The following is a 14,792-nucleotide window of genomic DNA, read 5'->3' on the forward strand; positions in this document are numbered from 1 at the left end:
CTGTGGGCACTGCTGCGAGACGGGCGCGAATTCAGCCTCGACACACCGACTCCCGCCACTGCTACGGCTTGACACGGTCATTGAGAGTCCTTCGCCCGCTCCGATAGTTACCGGATAAAGCGTGACATAGGTGGAAGGGGGTGCCAAGGTGCTACCGGAAGGTGGAACCCGGACCCAGTTGTGAATGGGCTTGCATCATCGTGCATAATCATTTGTATGACGGTACGGGCCGCCTGACGCGCGATTCGGTGCGTCGGTGGGCGCCGCACCTCGCCGCCCGCGGATGCGGGCACGACCTGCAGACAAGCACGAAACCGAGGAGCACAAAGACATGTCCGAGCGCGTCGTACTCGCCTACTCCGGTGGGCTCGATACCTCCGTTGCGATCAGCTGGATCGGCAAGGAGACCGGCGCCGAGGTCGTGGCGGTCGCCATCGATCTGGGCCAGGGCGGCGAGGACATGAATGTGGTGCGCCAGCGCGCGCTGGACTGCGGCGCCGTCGAGGCGATCGTGGTCGATGCGCGCGACGAATTCGCCACCGAGTACTGCCTGCCGACCATCCAGGCCAACGCCATGTACATGGGCCAGTACCCGCTGGTCTCGGCGATCAGCCGCCCGCTGATCGTCAAGCACCTCGTCGAGGCCGCCAAATTCCACGGCGCGAGCACCGTCGCGCACGGCTGCACGGGTAAGGGCAACGACCAGGTCCGCTTCGAGGTCGGCATCGGCGCGCTCGCCCCCGACCTGAATGTGATCGCCCCGGTCCGTGACTACGCCTGGACCCGCGAGAAGGCCATCGCCTTCGCCGAGGAGAACCAGCTCCCGATCAACGTCACCAAGAAGTCCCCGTTCTCGATCGACCAGAACGTGTGGGGCCGCGCGGTGGAGACCGGCTTCCTGGAGGACCTCTGGAACGCGCCGACCAAGGACGTCTACGACTACACCTCGGACCCGACGGTCAACTTCGAGGCGCCCGACGAACTCATCGTCACCTTCGACAAAGGTGTGCCGGTCGCCATCGACGGTCGCCAGGTCAGCGTGCTCGAGGCCATCGTCGAGCTGAACCATCGTGCGGGCCGCCAGGGTGTCGGCCGCCTCGATATGGTCGAGGACCGGCTCGTCGGCATCAAGAGCCGCGAGATCTACGAGGCCCCCGGCGCCATCGCGCTGATCACCGCGCACCAGGCCCTGGAAAACGTCACCATCGAGCGCGAACTGGGCCGCTACAAGCGGCAGGTCGAGCAGCGCTGGGGCGAGCTGGCCTACGACGGCCTCTGGTTCTCCCCGCTCAAGCGGGCGCTGGACGCCTTCGTCGCCGAAACCCAGCAGCACGTCACCGGCGAGATCCGGATGGTGCTGCACGGCGGTTCCGTCGTGGTCAACGGCCGCCGCTCCGAGCAGTCGCTCTACGACTTCAACCTGGCCACCTACGACGAGGGCGACACCTTCGACCAGTCCCTCGCCAAGGGCTTCGTGCAGATCCACGGCCTGTCCTCCAAGGTCGCGGCGCGTCGCGACCTCAATCAGAAGTAGGCGGTGGCCTCGCCTTCGCTCGGCCGAGCGCAAGAGATTCAGCGACGGACTTCGTCCGACTGCGCCTATTAGGCTCGATCGGGTCGGCGCGCAGTGCGTCGCCGACCCGAAAGGAGCGCTATGCGGACCGACGACGACAGTTGGGATATCGAATCCAGCGTGGGTGCCACCGCCCTCGGCGTCGCCGCCATGCGAGCCGCCGAGAGCCGCCGCCCGGACGCACTGTTCCATGACCCGTACGCCGAAGTTCTGGTGACCGCCGTCGGTTCGGAATCCTGGACGCGCATCGTGCGCGGCGAGATCCCGGATCTCGAGGAGGCCGCGACAGCGGCGATGGGCCCCATTATCTCGGCCCTCATCGCACGCACTTGCTACCTCGACGCCTACGTCCAGGAGGCGGGCGCCGACGGCATCCGGCAGCTCGTCATCCTCGCCGCGGGCCTGGACGCCAGGGCCTATCGGTTCGAATGGCCGGTCGGCACAACGGTTTTCGAACTGGATCTGCCGAAGGTTCTGGAGTTCAAGCAGAGCGCGCTGGCGGATTATCCGCCGGCGGCGGACCGCCGCGCGATCGCGGTGGATCTGCGCCAGGATTGGCCGGCGGCGTTGCGGGACAATGGATTCGATCCGGCCGCGCCGACCGCATGGCTGGTCGAAGGCCTCTTGCGTTACCTCCCCGCGGACGCTCAGGACCGGCTGTTCGACAACATCGTGGCAGCGAGCGCCCCGGGCAGTCGCGTCGCGATCTACCGCTCATCCGGTTCCGCGCCGGACTCGAAGGCGTTGCAGGAGGCACGATCGGCCGGGGTCGACGTGACGGTCGATGTCGGCGAACTGTGGTACTCCGACGAGGGCCGCAGCGATCCGATCGACTGGTTCACCGAACACGGCTGGACGGTGTCGCGCGCCGATCCGGCCGAGGTGCTGCGCAGCCGGGGCCGGGAGGTATCCGACGCGGCCGCCGCCCACCTGAAGACCGACATTTTGTTCACCGCCCGACGACCCGGAGGAGACAGCACACGATGACGCAGAGCCGCAGCACCAACGAAGGGGCGCTCTGGGGCGGACGTTTCGCGTCCGGACCGGCCGCGGCAATGGCCGCGCTGAGCAAGTCGACCCATTTCGACTGGGCGCTGGCTCCCTACGATATTCGCGCGTCGAAGGCACACGCGCGTGTGTTGCACAAGGCGGGACTGCTGTCGGAGAGCGACCTCGCCGCCATGCTGGCCGGACTGGATCACCTTGCGGCAGATGTGGATTCGGGTGCGTTCGCCCCCGCCGAGGCCGATGAGGACGTGCACGGCGCGTTGGAGCGCGGGCTGATCGATCGGGTCGGGGCCGAACTCGGTGGCCGACTGCGGGCCGGGCGCTCGCGTAATGACCAGGTGGCCACGCTGTTTCGGATGTGGCTGCGCGATGCGGCCCGCCGGGTCGCCGCCGGACTCCTCGATGTGGTCGACGCGCTGGTCGACCAGGCCGCCGCGCATCCGGATGCGGTAATGCCCGGCAAGACGCATCTGCAGGCCGCACAGCCGGTGCTGCTCGCGCACCATCTGCTCGCACACGCGCATCCGCTGCTGCGCGATATCGATCGGCTGCGCGACTTCGACAAGCGGGCGGCGTTGTCGCCCTACGGTTCCGGCGCGTTGGCCGGTTCCTCGCTCGGACTGGATCCGGAGGCCATTGCGGCCGAACTGGATTTCGATGCCGCAGCGGCGAATTCGATCGATGCCACCTCCGCACGTGATTTCGCGGCCGAGGCGGCCTTCGTGCTCGCCATGATCGGCGTCGATCTGAGCCGGATGGCCGAAGAGGTGATCATCTGGAGCACACCGGAATTCGGCTACATCACCCTCGCCGACGCCTGGTCCACCGGCTCGTCGATCATGCCGCAGAAGAAGAATCCGGACGTCTCCGAACTCACCCGCGGCAAGGCCGGTCGCCTCATCGGCAACCTGACCGGACTGCTGGCCACCTTGAAAGCCCAACCGCTGGCCTACAACCGGGACCTGCAGGAGGACAAGGAACCCCTGTTCGACTCGGTCGCCCAGCTCGAACTGCTGCTCCCGGCCATCGCTGGCCTGGTTTCGACGCTCACCTTCCACACCGACCGCATGGCCGAACTCGCCCCCGCTGGTTTCACTCTCGCCACCGATATCGCCGAATGGCTTGTCCGGCAGGGTGTTCCGTTCCGCGTCGCGCACGAGGCCGCGGGTGCCTGCGTGCGTGCCGCCGAGGCGCGCGGCGTCGGCCTCGACGAGCTGACCGACGAAGAATTCGCCGCCATCGATCCGGCATTGATCCCACAGGTCCGCGAAGTGCTCACCGTGCAGGGCTCGATCGCCTCCCGCAATGCCCGCGGCGGCACCGCGGGCGTACAGGTCGCAGCGCAACTCAACGACATCCGCAACACCGTCACCACCCTGCGCCCCCTCTTCCCGTAGCTCCCCCTCAACGCCCTCGCGCAGGCGCTCCGCCTCAGCGATCAAGATCAGGTGGAACTGGTGGCGGCATCGCCCGAGAAGTCCCCGCCATCAGTTCCACCTGATCTTGATTCAGACCGGTGCTGGGGCGGGGTCCTGTCCGAGAGCGTCAGTGGCCCAGTAGGTCCGCGACGTGTACCAGCGGCGCGGCGATTGCGGGGATCGCGGATGGGTCGCGCAGTTGGCCCGCCCGGTACGTCAGCAACTCCTGTCCGACAAGGCTCCAGTCCGGGACGGTTCCGGCGAGGTGTGCGTCGATCAGTGGTTTGCCGACGAGCCAGCGGGCGAAGTTCGGATCGACGGCATTGATTCGGAAGCGTGAGTCGAACGAGACACTGCCGGTGGCGGTGGGCTTGTCGCCGAACAGTGTGCGGCCCAGCTTGGACAGCACGCCGCGAGTCGACACGTTGACCGATGGAAAGGGGCGGTCCAGCAGCACCATGGTCGCGATGAGGTGGTGCGTTGTCGTCGACCTGTTCGATGAGGAACGTGAGCCGACCGTCGCAGCGACGGATTCCGTTTCGTATGCGTACTCCGCCACTGTCACCCAGCGGCCGCCGATCTGCCCTGTCAATGTCACGCCCAGATAGCGTCCACCCTGGGGCATGCGCGATACCCACCGAGCCCGCGAGCTGTCCGCGAACGTCCACCCGTGCTGGGCTGCCCACTGCCGCAAGATCCTTCGGCGCTCACGCTCGGCGCGAATCGTCAGCGGAACGAACACGACGAGCGCGACCAGTATCAGGATCGGCCCGGCCAGGACCAAGATCACCGCTGCGTCCATTGTCCCTCCTCGATCGACAACCGAATTGTGCGGTGTCGACCTTTCGATCGGGATGGTCGAATGCTTATGGCGCCGACCGCGCCCCATCCGCCCCGGTTTACGCTGCGCCGATGACCCTGCTGTTGCTGGCGCTGGCCATCGCCTCCGAAATCACCGCGACCGTATCGCTCAAAATCTCTGACGGTTTCACCAAATTGGTGCCTTCGATCATCGTGGTCATCGGCTACAGCGCGGCCTTCTTCTTCCTGTCCCGAGCACTGAAGCGCGGCATGCCGATCGGCGTCGCCTATGGCATCTGGTCGGCGGTCGGCGTCGCTGCCATCGCCGTCATCGGTGTCCTATTCCTCGACGAAAGACTCTCGTTGATCCAGGTCGGCGGCATCGCATTGGTGATTCTCGGTGTCCTCGCCCTGGAACTCGGTGGCGCACACTGACATCCGCGCTGCGAGATTGTCGGTGGGTGGCTGTTGAATGACGGCTCATGAAGAGAGATTTCGAGGCGGGGACCTTCACCGCAGATCGACCGGCGGCGCCGGCGGCGGTGCCCTTCGCGGGCAATGATCCGGCGGAAGCGTTGGCGGCGTACGGGATCGAGCTACCGGCGGCGTCGGTGGTCGAGCGGACGGTGTCGGGGGCGCCGGTGTGGGTGGTATCGACCGAGCCCGGTTATGCGGCGGCCGGGCTGTGGGAGCAGGTGCGGGAGGTGCATCCGAAGACCGGATTGTGGCCGGTGCTGACCAAGACCCATACCTGGTATCAGACCGGATCCGAGCGCGGCTGGGAGCAATCGCGTGAGTTGTCGATTCCGGAATTCCTCTCGGGAACCGATGCGGCGGACTGGTTGCGCGAGAGATATCGCGAGCGGTCGGGCGATGACTACGAGATTCCACGAGGCGGACCGGACTGGGCCGAGCTCGATCTCGAGCTCTACGACTACGACGGATTCGATTGGGGCGACGTCTGGAGTATTCGTGGCGATTGCGACGAATTCGATCAGCTCGCCCTGGTTCCCGCCGCGAATTCCTGGCTGGTTCCGCACGAACTGCAATGGTCGGGTGCGCTCAACTACGACCTCGACGGCGCCGACCACGCATTGATGCTGCGCCGGTGGGCGGCCTCGGAGCGCCGATGCGAACTCGTCGCATTGGATTTCGACACGTTGTGGCTCGCCGTCGCACACGAGCCGGAGCTGACCGAAGACGCCGCGCTCGCGCAGGCTTTGGAGGCGTACCTGTACTGCCCGGATGCGGCCGAACAGGATCGTGATTCACTCGATGAACTCGCCGAATCCCTGCTTCGGCAGCTGTGGCGCTTCTGGTGGGACTGACCGTCTCGTTGCGCCCTGCGCATTTTGTCGAATTCGTCCCATGGGAGGTGGCGGCGAACGTAGCATCGGCCGATGGATCGGACGTTTGCTCAGTTGAGTCGACGCGGGTGACGGTATGGCATCGGAACCGGGCGACGTAGTACTCGCGGCCGAGTCGTTGGTGAAACGCTACGGCGGTGTCGAGGCGTTGCGGGGAGCCAACTTTCAGGTGCGCGCCGGTGAGGTCGTCGCATTGATCGGCGATAACGGCGCGGGCAAGTCCACGCTGGTGAAGTGCCTTTCCGGGGCGGAACAACCGGATTCGGGGACCATTCTGCTGGGCGGTTCGAAAACGGTGCTCAGCTCACCGACCGCCGCACGCAGGCTCGGCATCGAAACCGTGTACCAGGACCTCGCCGTCGCACCCGATCTGGACCCGGCCGCCAACCTCTTCCTGGGCCGGGAGCTGGTTCGCCGCGGGTTGGCGGGCAGACTCGGCATGCTCGACAAGCGGGCGATGCGGACCCAGGCAGTCGAACACTTCCGACGCCTCGGCGTGACGCTGCAGAGCACCGATGTGCCGATCGGCGCTCTGTCGGGCGGACAGCGCCAGAGTGTCGCCGTGGCGCGTGCGGTGTTGTGGGCGAGCAAGGTCGTCTTCATGGACGAACCGACCGCGGCCCTCGGCGTTGTGCAGCGCGAAAGGGTGCTCGAGGTGATCCGCAATGTCCGCGACCAGGGCATTGCCGTCGTCCTGATCAGCCACAATATGCCCGAGGTGCTCGCCGTGGCGGACCGGATCGAGGTGCTGCGCCTGGGCAAGCGGGTGGCTCGATTCGTCGCCGCCGATGCGACGTTGGAGCAGTTGGTCGGTGCGATGACCGGAGCACTGTCACACGAGGACGCCGCATGACGAAAGCTGAGCCGAATGGTGGCCCTGATCTGCCGGAACGCACTGTGCTGCAACGACTTCTCGGCGCGAGCACGCTGTGGATCGGTGTGGTGCTCGTCGTATTGTGCGTCGTCTTCAGCATCATCCGCCCCGACGCCTTCCCGACCCGTTTCACCCTGCAGACCCTGCTGATCGAAACCTCGGTGCTGCTGGTGCTTTCGGTCGGCATGACCTTCGTGATCATCACCTCGGGCATCGACCTGTCGGTCGGCATGGTGCTGATCTTCGCCGGTGTGCTCGGCGCGAAAACGATGGAATGGCTGAGCCCCGACGAGAACGCCACCGGCGCGGGGTGGGGGATTATCGGTATCGGTCTCCTGATTTCCATTGCGGGCGGCGGTATCTGGGGATTGCTCAATGGAATTCTGGTGGCAAAGGCCAGGATTCCACCGCTGATCGTCACACTCGGCTCCTTCGGTGCGGCACTCGGTGCGGCACAACTGATCACCGGCGGTGTCGACACCAGGACGGTGCCCGATAAGCTGCGCAATTCCCTGGGTTTCGGGACGTCACTGGGCGGCGTACCGAATCTGGTGCTGGTCGCGGCGGCGGTGACGGTGCTCGCCGCCTGGGTGCTGCACACCACCCGATTCGGTCGCTACACCTTCGCGATCGGCTCCAATGAGGAGGCCGCGCGGCGCTCGGGCATCGCGGTCACTCGCCACCTCGTGCTGGTCTATCTGATGACCGGATTACTCGCCGGACTGGCCGGATTCATGAATCTGGCCTACTTCGGCACCACCACCATCGGCGGGCACGGCACCGACAATCTGGATGCTATTGCCGGTGTAGTCATCGGCGGAACAAGCCTTTTCGGCGGAATCGGCACCATTGTCGGCACGGTCATCGGCGTTTTCATTCCGTCGGTGCTGCGCAAGGGATTCGTCATCGCGGGGGTGCCGGTGTTCTGGCAGCCGATCGCGGTGAGCGCTGTTCTGGTGGGGGCGGTGTGGTTCGACCAACTGCGCCGCCGAGCCCGGGACCGCAAGTAGAGAGGTAAGCAGTTACAGCACTGCGCGATAAGAAAATAAGGCGGAGGTAGCCAAATGAGGGTGGCGAAGCGGACCGCGGTGATGATCGGCGCGATGGCGGCGGTCGGCACGCTGGTGGTGGGATGTGGTGGCTCGGTGAACAATTCCGGCGGCACTGATGCCAAGAAATTGGTGCTGATTCCCGGTGTCGCCGACGAACCGTTCTACATCTCCATGCAATGCGGCGCGCAAGACGAGGCGGGCAAACTCGGCTACAAGCTGGAGACGCAGGCGCCGACGAAATTCGATGCGGGCGCGCAGACTCCTGTGCTGACCGGTGTGGTGGCCAATAAGCCCGGCGGCATCCTGATCGCCCCGACACATGCGCAGGCGATGGCGAATCCGATCAAACAGGCCAAAGATGCCGGGATCAAAATCGTCGAGGTCGATACGGCACTGGACGACACCTCGATCGCGCTGTCGTCGATCGCATCCGATAACAAGAAGGGCGGCGAACTCGCCGCGCAGACGCTGGCCAAACTCATCGGCGACAAGGGACCCGTGCTGGTCATCAATACCAAGGCCGGAACCTCCACCACCGACGCGCGTGCACAGGGCTTCGAAGATGCGGTCAAGGCATTCCCGGGCATCACTTCGCTCGGCGTGCAGTACAACAACAATGAAGCGGCACAGGCGGCTTCGATCGTCACCGCGACGCTGGCCGCCCATCCCGACCTCGCCGGGATCTTCGCAACCAATCTGAGTTCGGCCGAGGGCGCGGCCACCGGATTGCGCAATGCCAACAAGCTCGGCCAGGTCAAACTGGTCGGCTTCGATGCGAGTCCGAAACAGGTCGAGGATCTGAAAGCCGGTACCGTGCAGGCACTTATCGCGCAGGATCCGGCCGGGATCGGCGCGAAGGGCGTCGACGAGGCCGCCGCCGCGCTGGAGGGTAAGCCCGTCACCCGCAATATCCAGACCGATATGGTGGCGATCACCCAGGCCGATATGGATGCCAATTCGAAGTACTTCTACAAGCGGAAGTGCTGACGGGGTCGACGTCGGGTCCGAGCACGCTCGGACCCGACTAATCCTCCACTCGCACCGTGTATCCCGAATTCTCCAGCGCGGCAAGCACATCATCTCGATGCGTGGGACCCCGGGTCTCCAACGTCAGCGACACCTCGACCTCGTCGACCGCGAGCCACCCACCGGTCCGTGAGTGCACCACATCCACCACGCTCGCACCGGTCTTCCCGACCACCGCGAGCAATCCGCTCAAGGCGCCCGGCCGATCCGAAATCGTCACGCGCACCGCCAGATAGCGCCCAGCGGCACCGAGGCCATGACCGATGATTCTGGTCAGCATCATCGGATCGATATTGCCGCCGGACAAGATCGCGCACACCGGCCCCTGCAATCCGAGTTCCGTCGGCTCGCAACTCATCAGGGCCGCCACCGCAGCGGCGCCGGCGGGCTCGACGATCAACTTCGCGCGTTCCAAACACAGCAGCAGCGCCTTGGACAGCGCATCCTCGTCGACCGTCACCACCGCGGGCACATGCGCCGCGACGTGTGCGAACGGCACCTCGCCCGGCAGCCCGACCGCAATACCGTCGGCCATTGTAGACATCCGCGCCACCCGAACCGGCTTACCCGCCGCCAGCGAATCCGGCCATGCCGCCGCCTCCGCCGCCTGCACTCCAACCACCCGTACCTGCGGTGCGACATGATGCAGGGCGATGGCGACCCCGGCGAGTAGCCCGCCGCCGCCGGTCGGCACGAGCACCGTCCCGACCTCGGGCATCTGCTCGATGATCTCCAGGGCCACCGTCGCCTGCCCGGCGACGATATCGGCGTGATCGAACGGATGGATCAGCGTCGCACCGGTCCGCTCGGCGAAATCCAGTGTGGCATCCAGCGAGTCGTCGATGGTCTCACCGACCTGTCGCACCTCGGCCCCATATGCCTTGGTGGCCACCAACTTCGGCAGCGAAGCGCCCACCGGCATGAATACCGTCGAGTGAATCCCGAGCGAAGCCGCGGCCCACGCCACCCCCTGCGCGTGATTGCCCGCACTGGCCGCCACCACCCCGCGCGCCCGATCTTCCGCCGGAAGGTTCGCGATCCGAAAGTACGCCCCGCGCGGCTTGAACGAGCCGGTCCGCTGCAGGTTCTCGCATTTCAGCCGCACTTCGGTCCCGGCGCGCTCGGATAACACCCGTGACGCGACCACCGGCGTCCGCCGTATCACCGGCGCCAATGCCGCCGCGGCCGCCTCGATCCGCTCCAGTCCCAGCAACTCCATGGCCCTATGCTGCCAGTTGCCGTGCACTCGGCGCCCCCCCATTTCGCAACAGCCCGGATCCAGCGGAATCTGCTCAGGAATGGGCGCTCAGGCCGATCCCTCCTTAGCCAAGTTATGCGCAATCGCACCGAGCCGCGCCAAGCGAGCATCGCCCAACGGCGTCAGCTTCCCACCGAGCCGATTGGTGACGAAGGCCAGCGACATACCGGTCGCCGGATCGGCGAACGCCCCCGAACCGCCGAGGCCGAAATGACCGAACGCGGACACGGGTTCGGCCTTCGACGGCTTCATCGGCACACCGTGGTAACCCAGCGCCCACGGAATGCGAAACGCCAGAACGTAATCGGGAGTGAAGACCTGACGCTGCGTGATCAGCTCGATAGTCTCCGGACGCAGCAACTGGAAATTCCCGAGTCGACCATCGGTCGCGAGCGCGCTGTACATCCTCGCCAGGGCACGCGCCGAGAAGACCCCGTTGACGCCGGGCATCACCGAATCATGCAGGCGCGGATCGGAAACCATATCCGCGAACCCGCGCGGCGTGGTTTCAGCTGCCGCCGCGAAACGGGTCCGGCCCATGAGCCGCGCACTGTTCTCCCAACTCATGCCCGCAACGGTGAGCCGAGGAAAGTTGGTGGCGATGCGGCCACGCTCGGATTCCGGCACCCGGAACCAGAGTTCTTCCGCCGCAATCGGTTCCGCGATTTCCGTGCGCAACAGCTCGGTGAAGTCCGAACCGGAGACCCGTCGGATCAGCTCGGCGACCAAATGACCGAAGGAGATACCGTGATAGCCACTGGTCACCAGGTGACGTGGATCGGCGGCGCCGGCCGCGAGCGCGGCGGTGACCTCGGCATCGTCGAAGAAACGCGCTACCGGCCCAGGCAGCAGATCGCGCAGCCGATGCAGACCCGCCCGGTGCGTGAGCATTTCCCGCACCGTAATGCGCTCCTTGCCCGCCGCCCCGAATTCGGGCCAGTAGGTGGCGACCGGCTCGTCGTAATCGAACAGTCCACGCTCGGCCAATCGGTGCGCCAGCGTCGAGACCACACCCTTACCGGTGGAATAGGCCATGGCCACGGTATCGGCGGCCCATGGCACGCCCGGATGCGCGAATCCGGCCCACACATCCACGACCGGTTCGCCGTGCTGATAGACCACGAGCGCTCCGCCGCCATCGCTCGGCCGGCGGAACAGCCTGTCGAATTCGGCGACCAGGCGCACATAGCGACGATCCACCGACTGCGTTGCCGTAAGTGTCATCGGATTACCTCTGTCGTTCGACCAACCAACAGCATGGCATGACGGCGATGCGGCCCCATCGCGGTGCCGAAATTCCAACAGTGAGACCAGTCGGTTCGGTGAACTTTTCCTGACCGTCACATCCGCGACCGAGATCGCAATACAGCTCGCATAGCGTGGCCGCATGCCCCCGAGACGACGATCGGCGCTACTGGCCAGGTTGGTTGTCGACGAACCAGGCCGACCGCAAGTGATCCTCGGCGAACTGCGCCGGGTGATTCTGGATGGGGCCGTGCCGCCGTGCACGGTGATCCCACTGCGCGAGGTCGCCGAATTGTTCGGCGTCAGCCACATCCCGGTGCGAGAGGCGCTCAAGACATTGATCGGGGAGGGACTGGTAACCCATCGGCCGCACGGCGGTTATGCGGTGGCCCAGCTGACCTCCAACGAGCTGCGCGAAATGTACATCGCGCGGGAGACCCTGGAAACCGCCTCGCTGGCGGCCGCGGCGCGCAATGCCACCGACGCCGACCGCGCCCGCTTACTCGAAGTGAATTCGCTACTGGAACAGGCGATTCGAGATGACGACCCGGTCGCATATCACCGCCAGTCGCGCCATTTCCACGTGGCGCTGACCAAACCGTCGCGGATGTTCCGGTTACTGCACATGCTCGAATCGGCGTGGAACGTCACCGAGCCGGTGCAGTCCATGGTGCATATCGGCCGCGGCGATCGGGTGCGCCTGCACACCGATCACGCGTTGATGCTCGATGCATTCATGGCCCGGGATGTGGATCGCCTGCTGCTGGTCGCCGAACGGCATCACCGCAGGTTGGAGACGGTAATCGCGACGCTGCCCACCGATACCGGACTGCTCGCGCCGGAAGATATATCGATCGCGCAATAGCCGGGCAATAACTGCGCAATGGCTGGGCAATGCGCAGTTTCTACCGTCGTTTCGATCACAGTTTCACCCTCGGATGGGAAACACCATGACCGAAACGCTCACCACCGCGGCCCCGCCCGTACCGACGCCACCCGCCTACGACCCACGGCTGACGAATGCGGATCTGGCCCCGCTGCGCAAGCAGACCTGGGGCTCCTACAACATCTTCGCGTTCTGGATGTCGGACGTGCACAGCGTCGGCGGCTACGTCACCGCGGGCAGTCTGTTCGCACTCGGACTAGCCAGCTGGCAGGTGCTCGCGGCGCTGCTGATCGGCATCACCATCGTCTATTTCTTCTGCAATCTGGTCGCCAAGCCGAGTCAGGTGACCGGTGTGCCGTATCCGGTCATGTGCCGCAGCGCATTCGGGGTGCTCGGCGCGAATATCCCGGCCATTATCCGTGGTCTGATCGCGGTTGCTTGGTACGGCATTCAGACTTTCCTCGCCTCGGCGGCACTGGATGTCGTACTGGTGAAACTGTTTCCGAGCCTGGCTCCGTATGCGGTCGTCGACGACTATGGGTTCCTTGGTCTTTCGCTGCTCGGGTGGGGCAGCTATCTATTGCTGTGGGTGGTGCAGGCCTGCGTGTTCTGGCGCGGGATGGAGTCGATTCGCAAATTCATCGACTTCTGCGGTCCCGCTGTGTATGTCGTGATGTTCCTGCTCTGCGGCTATCTGATCGCCAAGGCGGGCTGGAGTGCCATCGACCTGAAGCTCGGCGAGGTGAAGTACACCGGCTGGGCCTCGGTCCCGGTCATGCTCGGCGCGATCGCACTGGTCGTGTCCTATTTCTCCGGTCCGATGCTGAACTTCGGCGATTTCTCCCGCTACGGAAAGAGTTTCGCGGCGGTGCGGCGCGGCAACCTGCTCGGGCTGCCGGTCAACTTCCTGCTCTTCTCGCTGCTGGTCGTGATCACCGCATCGCTGACGGTCCCGGTCTACGGTGAGCTGATCACCGATCCCGTTGCGACGGTGGCCCGTATCGACAGCACGTTCGCGATCGTGCTGGGCGCGTTGACCTTCACCATCGCCACCATCGGCATCAATATCGTCGCCAACTTCATTTCACCGGCCTTCGACTTCTCGCACGTCAGCCCGCAGCGGATCAGCTGGCGTGCGGGCGGCATGATCGCCGCGGTCGGCTCGATCCTGATCACGCCGTGGAACCTCTACAACAATCCGGAGGTCATCCACTACACCCTGGAGGTGCTCGGCGCCTTCATCGGCCCGCTGTTCGGTGTCCTCATCGCCGACTACTACCTGGTGCGCAAACAGCAGGTAGTAGTCGACGAGTTGTTCACCCTGTCGCAGACCGGAACCTACTGGTACAGCAAGGGGTACAACCCGGCGGCGATCGTCGCCACCGCCGTCGGCGCGATCGTCGCGGTGATCCCGGTGCTCGCCAACGACGTCACCGGCATGTACACCGCCGCGCAGTACAGCTGGTTCATCGGCTGCGGCCTCGGCTTCGTCAGCTATTACCTGCTGGCAACCCGAACCCGGTTGGCAGTGAAGGGAGTTACTGCCTGATGCGCATCCGGGTCGTCAACCCGAACACCACCCGGGCGATGACCGATACGATCGAGCAGTGTGCCCAGGCCGTAGCGGGCCGGGGCACACGGCTCGACGCGGTCACCGCCGAAATGGGGCCCGCCTCGATCGAGAGTCACTACGACGAAGCCCTGAGTGTCCCGGGCATTCTCGCTGCCATCCGACGCGGCGAACAGGAGGGTATCGACGGCTACGTGATCGCCTGCTTCGGCGATCCGGGCCTGGATGCGGCCCGAGAGCTGGCACGCGGGCCGGTAATCGGCATCGCGGAGGCGGCAATGCATACCGCGAGTCATCTCGGCCGCGGCTTCAGCGTCGTCACGACGCTCAGCCGGACCATCGGCCGAGCGGACGAGCTGGTGTATCGCTATGGCATGCAACGTTTTTGCCGCGGCATCCACGCCTGCGAAATCCCGGTGCTCGCACTGGAAGATCCGGATGCCCGCAAAATCGTCACCGAGGCATGCGGCGATGCGGTCGACGCCGACGGCTCCGATGCGATCGTCCTCGGCTGCGCCGGCATGGCCGATCTCTGCAACCACATCCGCGACGAGATCGGTGTCCCGGTGATCGACGGCGTCGCCGCTGCCACCCTCACGGTCCAGTCGCTGATCACCCTCGGCCTGCGCAAATCGGGTAGGGGAGAGTTCGCCGCGCCACTACCGAAGCCGTATAGCGGCGTGCTGCGCTCCTTCGGCTCGAATTCCTGAGCTG

At 65.4% G+C, this 14,792-nt stretch carries 14 protein-coding genes; 11 read left to right on the forward strand and 3 right to left on the reverse strand.

Annotated elements, in window-relative coordinates; translation table 11 throughout:
- Window positions 1–331: 331 nt before the first annotated feature.
- The 3 genes from ACIBW7_RS42415 (at window position 332) to argH (ending at window position 3,978) form a co-directional block, all read left to right on the forward strand.
- The gene (locus ACIBW7_RS42415; protein ID WP_397056702.1) at window positions 332–1,534 is read left to right on the forward strand and encodes an argininosuccinate synthase; all 1,203 of its coding nucleotides are present in this window, start codon (window positions 332–334) and stop codon (window positions 1,532–1,534) included.
- Window positions 1,535–1,654: 120 nt separating this feature from the next.
- Window positions 1,655–2,560 carry a class I SAM-dependent methyltransferase gene (locus tag ACIBW7_RS42420; protein WP_397056704.1) on the forward strand — a complete coding sequence of 302 codons (906 nt, stop codon included), beginning with the start codon at window positions 1,655–1,657 and terminating at the stop codon, window positions 2,558–2,560.
- A complete protein-coding gene (gene argH / locus ACIBW7_RS42425) occupies window positions 2,557–3,978 on the forward strand; it encodes an argininosuccinate lyase (protein ID WP_397056706.1) in 1,422 nt (473 codons plus the stop codon). Before ACIBW7_RS42420 ends, argH begins: the two co-directional genes overlap by 4 nt.
- Before the next feature lie 148 nt (window positions 3,979–4,126).
- Here the strand turns inward: argH and ACIBW7_RS42430 are convergent, their stop codons facing one another.
- Entirely contained in the window at window positions 4,127–4,801 is a 675-nt protein-coding gene (locus tag ACIBW7_RS42430) for a hypothetical protein (protein ID WP_397056708.1), read from the reverse strand.
- Window positions 4,802–4,911: 110 nt separating this feature from the next.
- Between ACIBW7_RS42430 and ACIBW7_RS42435 the strand changes: the two genes are divergently transcribed.
- From ACIBW7_RS42435 to ACIBW7_RS42455, 5 genes are all read left to right on the forward strand, one after another.
- Window positions 4,912–5,235 carry a DMT family transporter gene (locus ACIBW7_RS42435; RefSeq protein ID WP_397056709.1) on the forward strand — a complete coding sequence of 108 codons (324 nt, stop codon included), beginning with the start codon at window positions 4,912–4,914 and terminating at the stop codon, window positions 5,233–5,235.
- Between the two features lie 47 nt (window positions 5,236–5,282).
- Entirely contained in the window at window positions 5,283–6,128 is an 846-nt protein-coding gene (locus ACIBW7_RS42440; protein WP_397056711.1) for a DUF4253 domain-containing protein, read from the forward strand.
- A 115-nt stretch (window positions 6,129–6,243) separates the two neighbouring features.
- Window positions 6,244–7,020 (forward strand): ATP-binding cassette domain-containing protein, encoded by a 777-nt coding sequence (locus ACIBW7_RS42445; protein ID WP_397056713.1) that lies wholly within the window; start codon window positions 6,244–6,246, stop codon window positions 7,018–7,020.
- Window positions 7,017–8,051, forward strand: a complete 1,035-nt coding sequence (locus tag ACIBW7_RS42450; protein WP_397056715.1) for an ABC transporter permease — start codon at window positions 7,017–7,019, stop codon at window positions 8,049–8,051. Before ACIBW7_RS42445 ends, ACIBW7_RS42450 begins: the two co-directional genes overlap by 4 nt.
- A gap of 54 nt (window positions 8,052–8,105) precedes the next feature.
- Window positions 8,106–9,080, forward strand: a complete 975-nt coding sequence (locus ACIBW7_RS42455; RefSeq protein WP_397056717.1) for an ABC transporter substrate-binding protein — start codon at window positions 8,106–8,108, stop codon at window positions 9,078–9,080.
- A gap of 37 nt (window positions 9,081–9,117) precedes the next feature.
- Here ACIBW7_RS42455 and ilvA read toward each other — a convergent pair whose 3' ends face one another.
- Both ilvA and ACIBW7_RS42465 read right to left on the reverse strand, forming a co-directional pair.
- Window positions 9,118–10,338, reverse strand: coding sequence for a threonine ammonia-lyase (gene ilvA, locus ACIBW7_RS42460; RefSeq protein WP_397056719.1), 1,221 nt, complete (start codon window positions 10,336–10,338; stop codon window positions 9,118–9,120).
- An 87-nt stretch (window positions 10,339–10,425) separates the two neighbouring features.
- A complete protein-coding gene (locus ACIBW7_RS42465; RefSeq protein ID WP_397056721.1) occupies window positions 10,426–11,601 on the reverse strand; it encodes a serine hydrolase domain-containing protein in 1,176 nt (391 codons plus the stop codon).
- Window positions 11,602–11,764: 163 nt separating this feature from the next.
- Here ACIBW7_RS42465 and ACIBW7_RS42470 point away from each other — a divergent pair, with 163 nt between their 5' ends.
- The 3 genes from ACIBW7_RS42470 to ACIBW7_RS42480 all read left to right on the forward strand — a co-directional run bounded on the left by ACIBW7_RS42470 (window position 11,765) and on the right by ACIBW7_RS42480 (window position 14,788).
- Window positions 11,765–12,487, forward strand: coding sequence for a GntR family transcriptional regulator (locus tag ACIBW7_RS42470; protein WP_397056723.1), 723 nt, complete (start codon window positions 11,765–11,767; stop codon window positions 12,485–12,487).
- 85 nt (window positions 12,488–12,572) lie between these two features.
- Entirely contained in the window at window positions 12,573–14,057 is a 1,485-nt protein-coding gene (locus tag ACIBW7_RS42475) for an NCS1 family nucleobase:cation symporter-1 (RefSeq protein ID WP_397056725.1), read from the forward strand.
- Window positions 14,057–14,788 (forward strand): aspartate/glutamate racemase family protein, encoded by a 732-nt coding sequence (locus ACIBW7_RS42480; protein WP_397056727.1) that lies wholly within the window; start codon window positions 14,057–14,059, stop codon window positions 14,786–14,788. The genes ACIBW7_RS42475 and ACIBW7_RS42480 overlap by 1 nt, the downstream gene beginning before the upstream one ends.
- The last annotated feature ends 4 nt before the right edge of the window (window positions 14,789–14,792 follow it).

The sequence above is a fragment of the Nocardia sp. NPDC049526 genome (assembly GCF_044465765.1).
In the GTDB taxonomy this organism is placed as follows: Bacteria; Actinomycetota; Actinomycetes; order Mycobacteriales; family Mycobacteriaceae; genus Nocardia.

What these genes read in the sequence shown, in the direction of transcription:
- ACIBW7_RS42415 (WP_397056702.1), top strand. Translation starts at nt 332, where the DNA reads ATGTCCGAGCGCGTCGTACTCGCCTACTCCGGTGGGCTCGATACCTCC.
- ACIBW7_RS42420 (WP_397056704.1), top strand. Translation starts at nt 1,655, where the DNA reads ATGCGGACCGACGACGACAGTTGGGATATCGAATCCAGCGTGGGTGCC.
- argH (WP_397056706.1), top strand. Translation starts at nt 2,557, where the DNA reads ATGACGCAGAGCCGCAGCACCAACGAAGGGGCGCTCTGGGGCGGACGT.
- ACIBW7_RS42430 (WP_397056708.1), bottom strand. Translation starts at nt 4,801, where the DNA reads ATGGACGCAGCGGTGATCTTGGTCCTGGCCGGGCCGATCCTGATACTG.
- ACIBW7_RS42435 (WP_397056709.1), top strand. Translation starts at nt 4,912, where the DNA reads ATGACCCTGCTGTTGCTGGCGCTGGCCATCGCCTCCGAAATCACCGCG.
- ACIBW7_RS42440 (WP_397056711.1), top strand. Translation starts at nt 5,283, where the DNA reads ATGAAGAGAGATTTCGAGGCGGGGACCTTCACCGCAGATCGACCGGCG.
- ACIBW7_RS42445 (WP_397056713.1), top strand. Translation starts at nt 6,244, where the DNA reads ATGGCATCGGAACCGGGCGACGTAGTACTCGCGGCCGAGTCGTTGGTG.
- ACIBW7_RS42450 (WP_397056715.1), top strand. Translation starts at nt 7,017, where the DNA reads ATGACGAAAGCTGAGCCGAATGGTGGCCCTGATCTGCCGGAACGCACT.
- ACIBW7_RS42455 (WP_397056717.1), top strand. Translation starts at nt 8,106, where the DNA reads ATGAGGGTGGCGAAGCGGACCGCGGTGATGATCGGCGCGATGGCGGCG.
- ilvA (WP_397056719.1), bottom strand. Translation starts at nt 10,338, where the DNA reads ATGGAGTTGCTGGGACTGGAGCGGATCGAGGCGGCCGCGGCGGCATTG.
- ACIBW7_RS42465 (WP_397056721.1), bottom strand. Translation starts at nt 11,601, where the DNA reads ATGACACTTACGGCAACGCAGTCGGTGGATCGTCGCTATGTGCGCCTG.
- ACIBW7_RS42470 (WP_397056723.1), top strand. Translation starts at nt 11,765, where the DNA reads ATGCCCCCGAGACGACGATCGGCGCTACTGGCCAGGTTGGTTGTCGAC.
- ACIBW7_RS42475 (WP_397056725.1), top strand. Translation starts at nt 12,573, where the DNA reads ATGACCGAAACGCTCACCACCGCGGCCCCGCCCGTACCGACGCCACCC.
- ACIBW7_RS42480 (WP_397056727.1), top strand. Translation starts at nt 14,057, where the DNA reads ATGCGCATCCGGGTCGTCAACCCGAACACCACCCGGGCGATGACCGAT.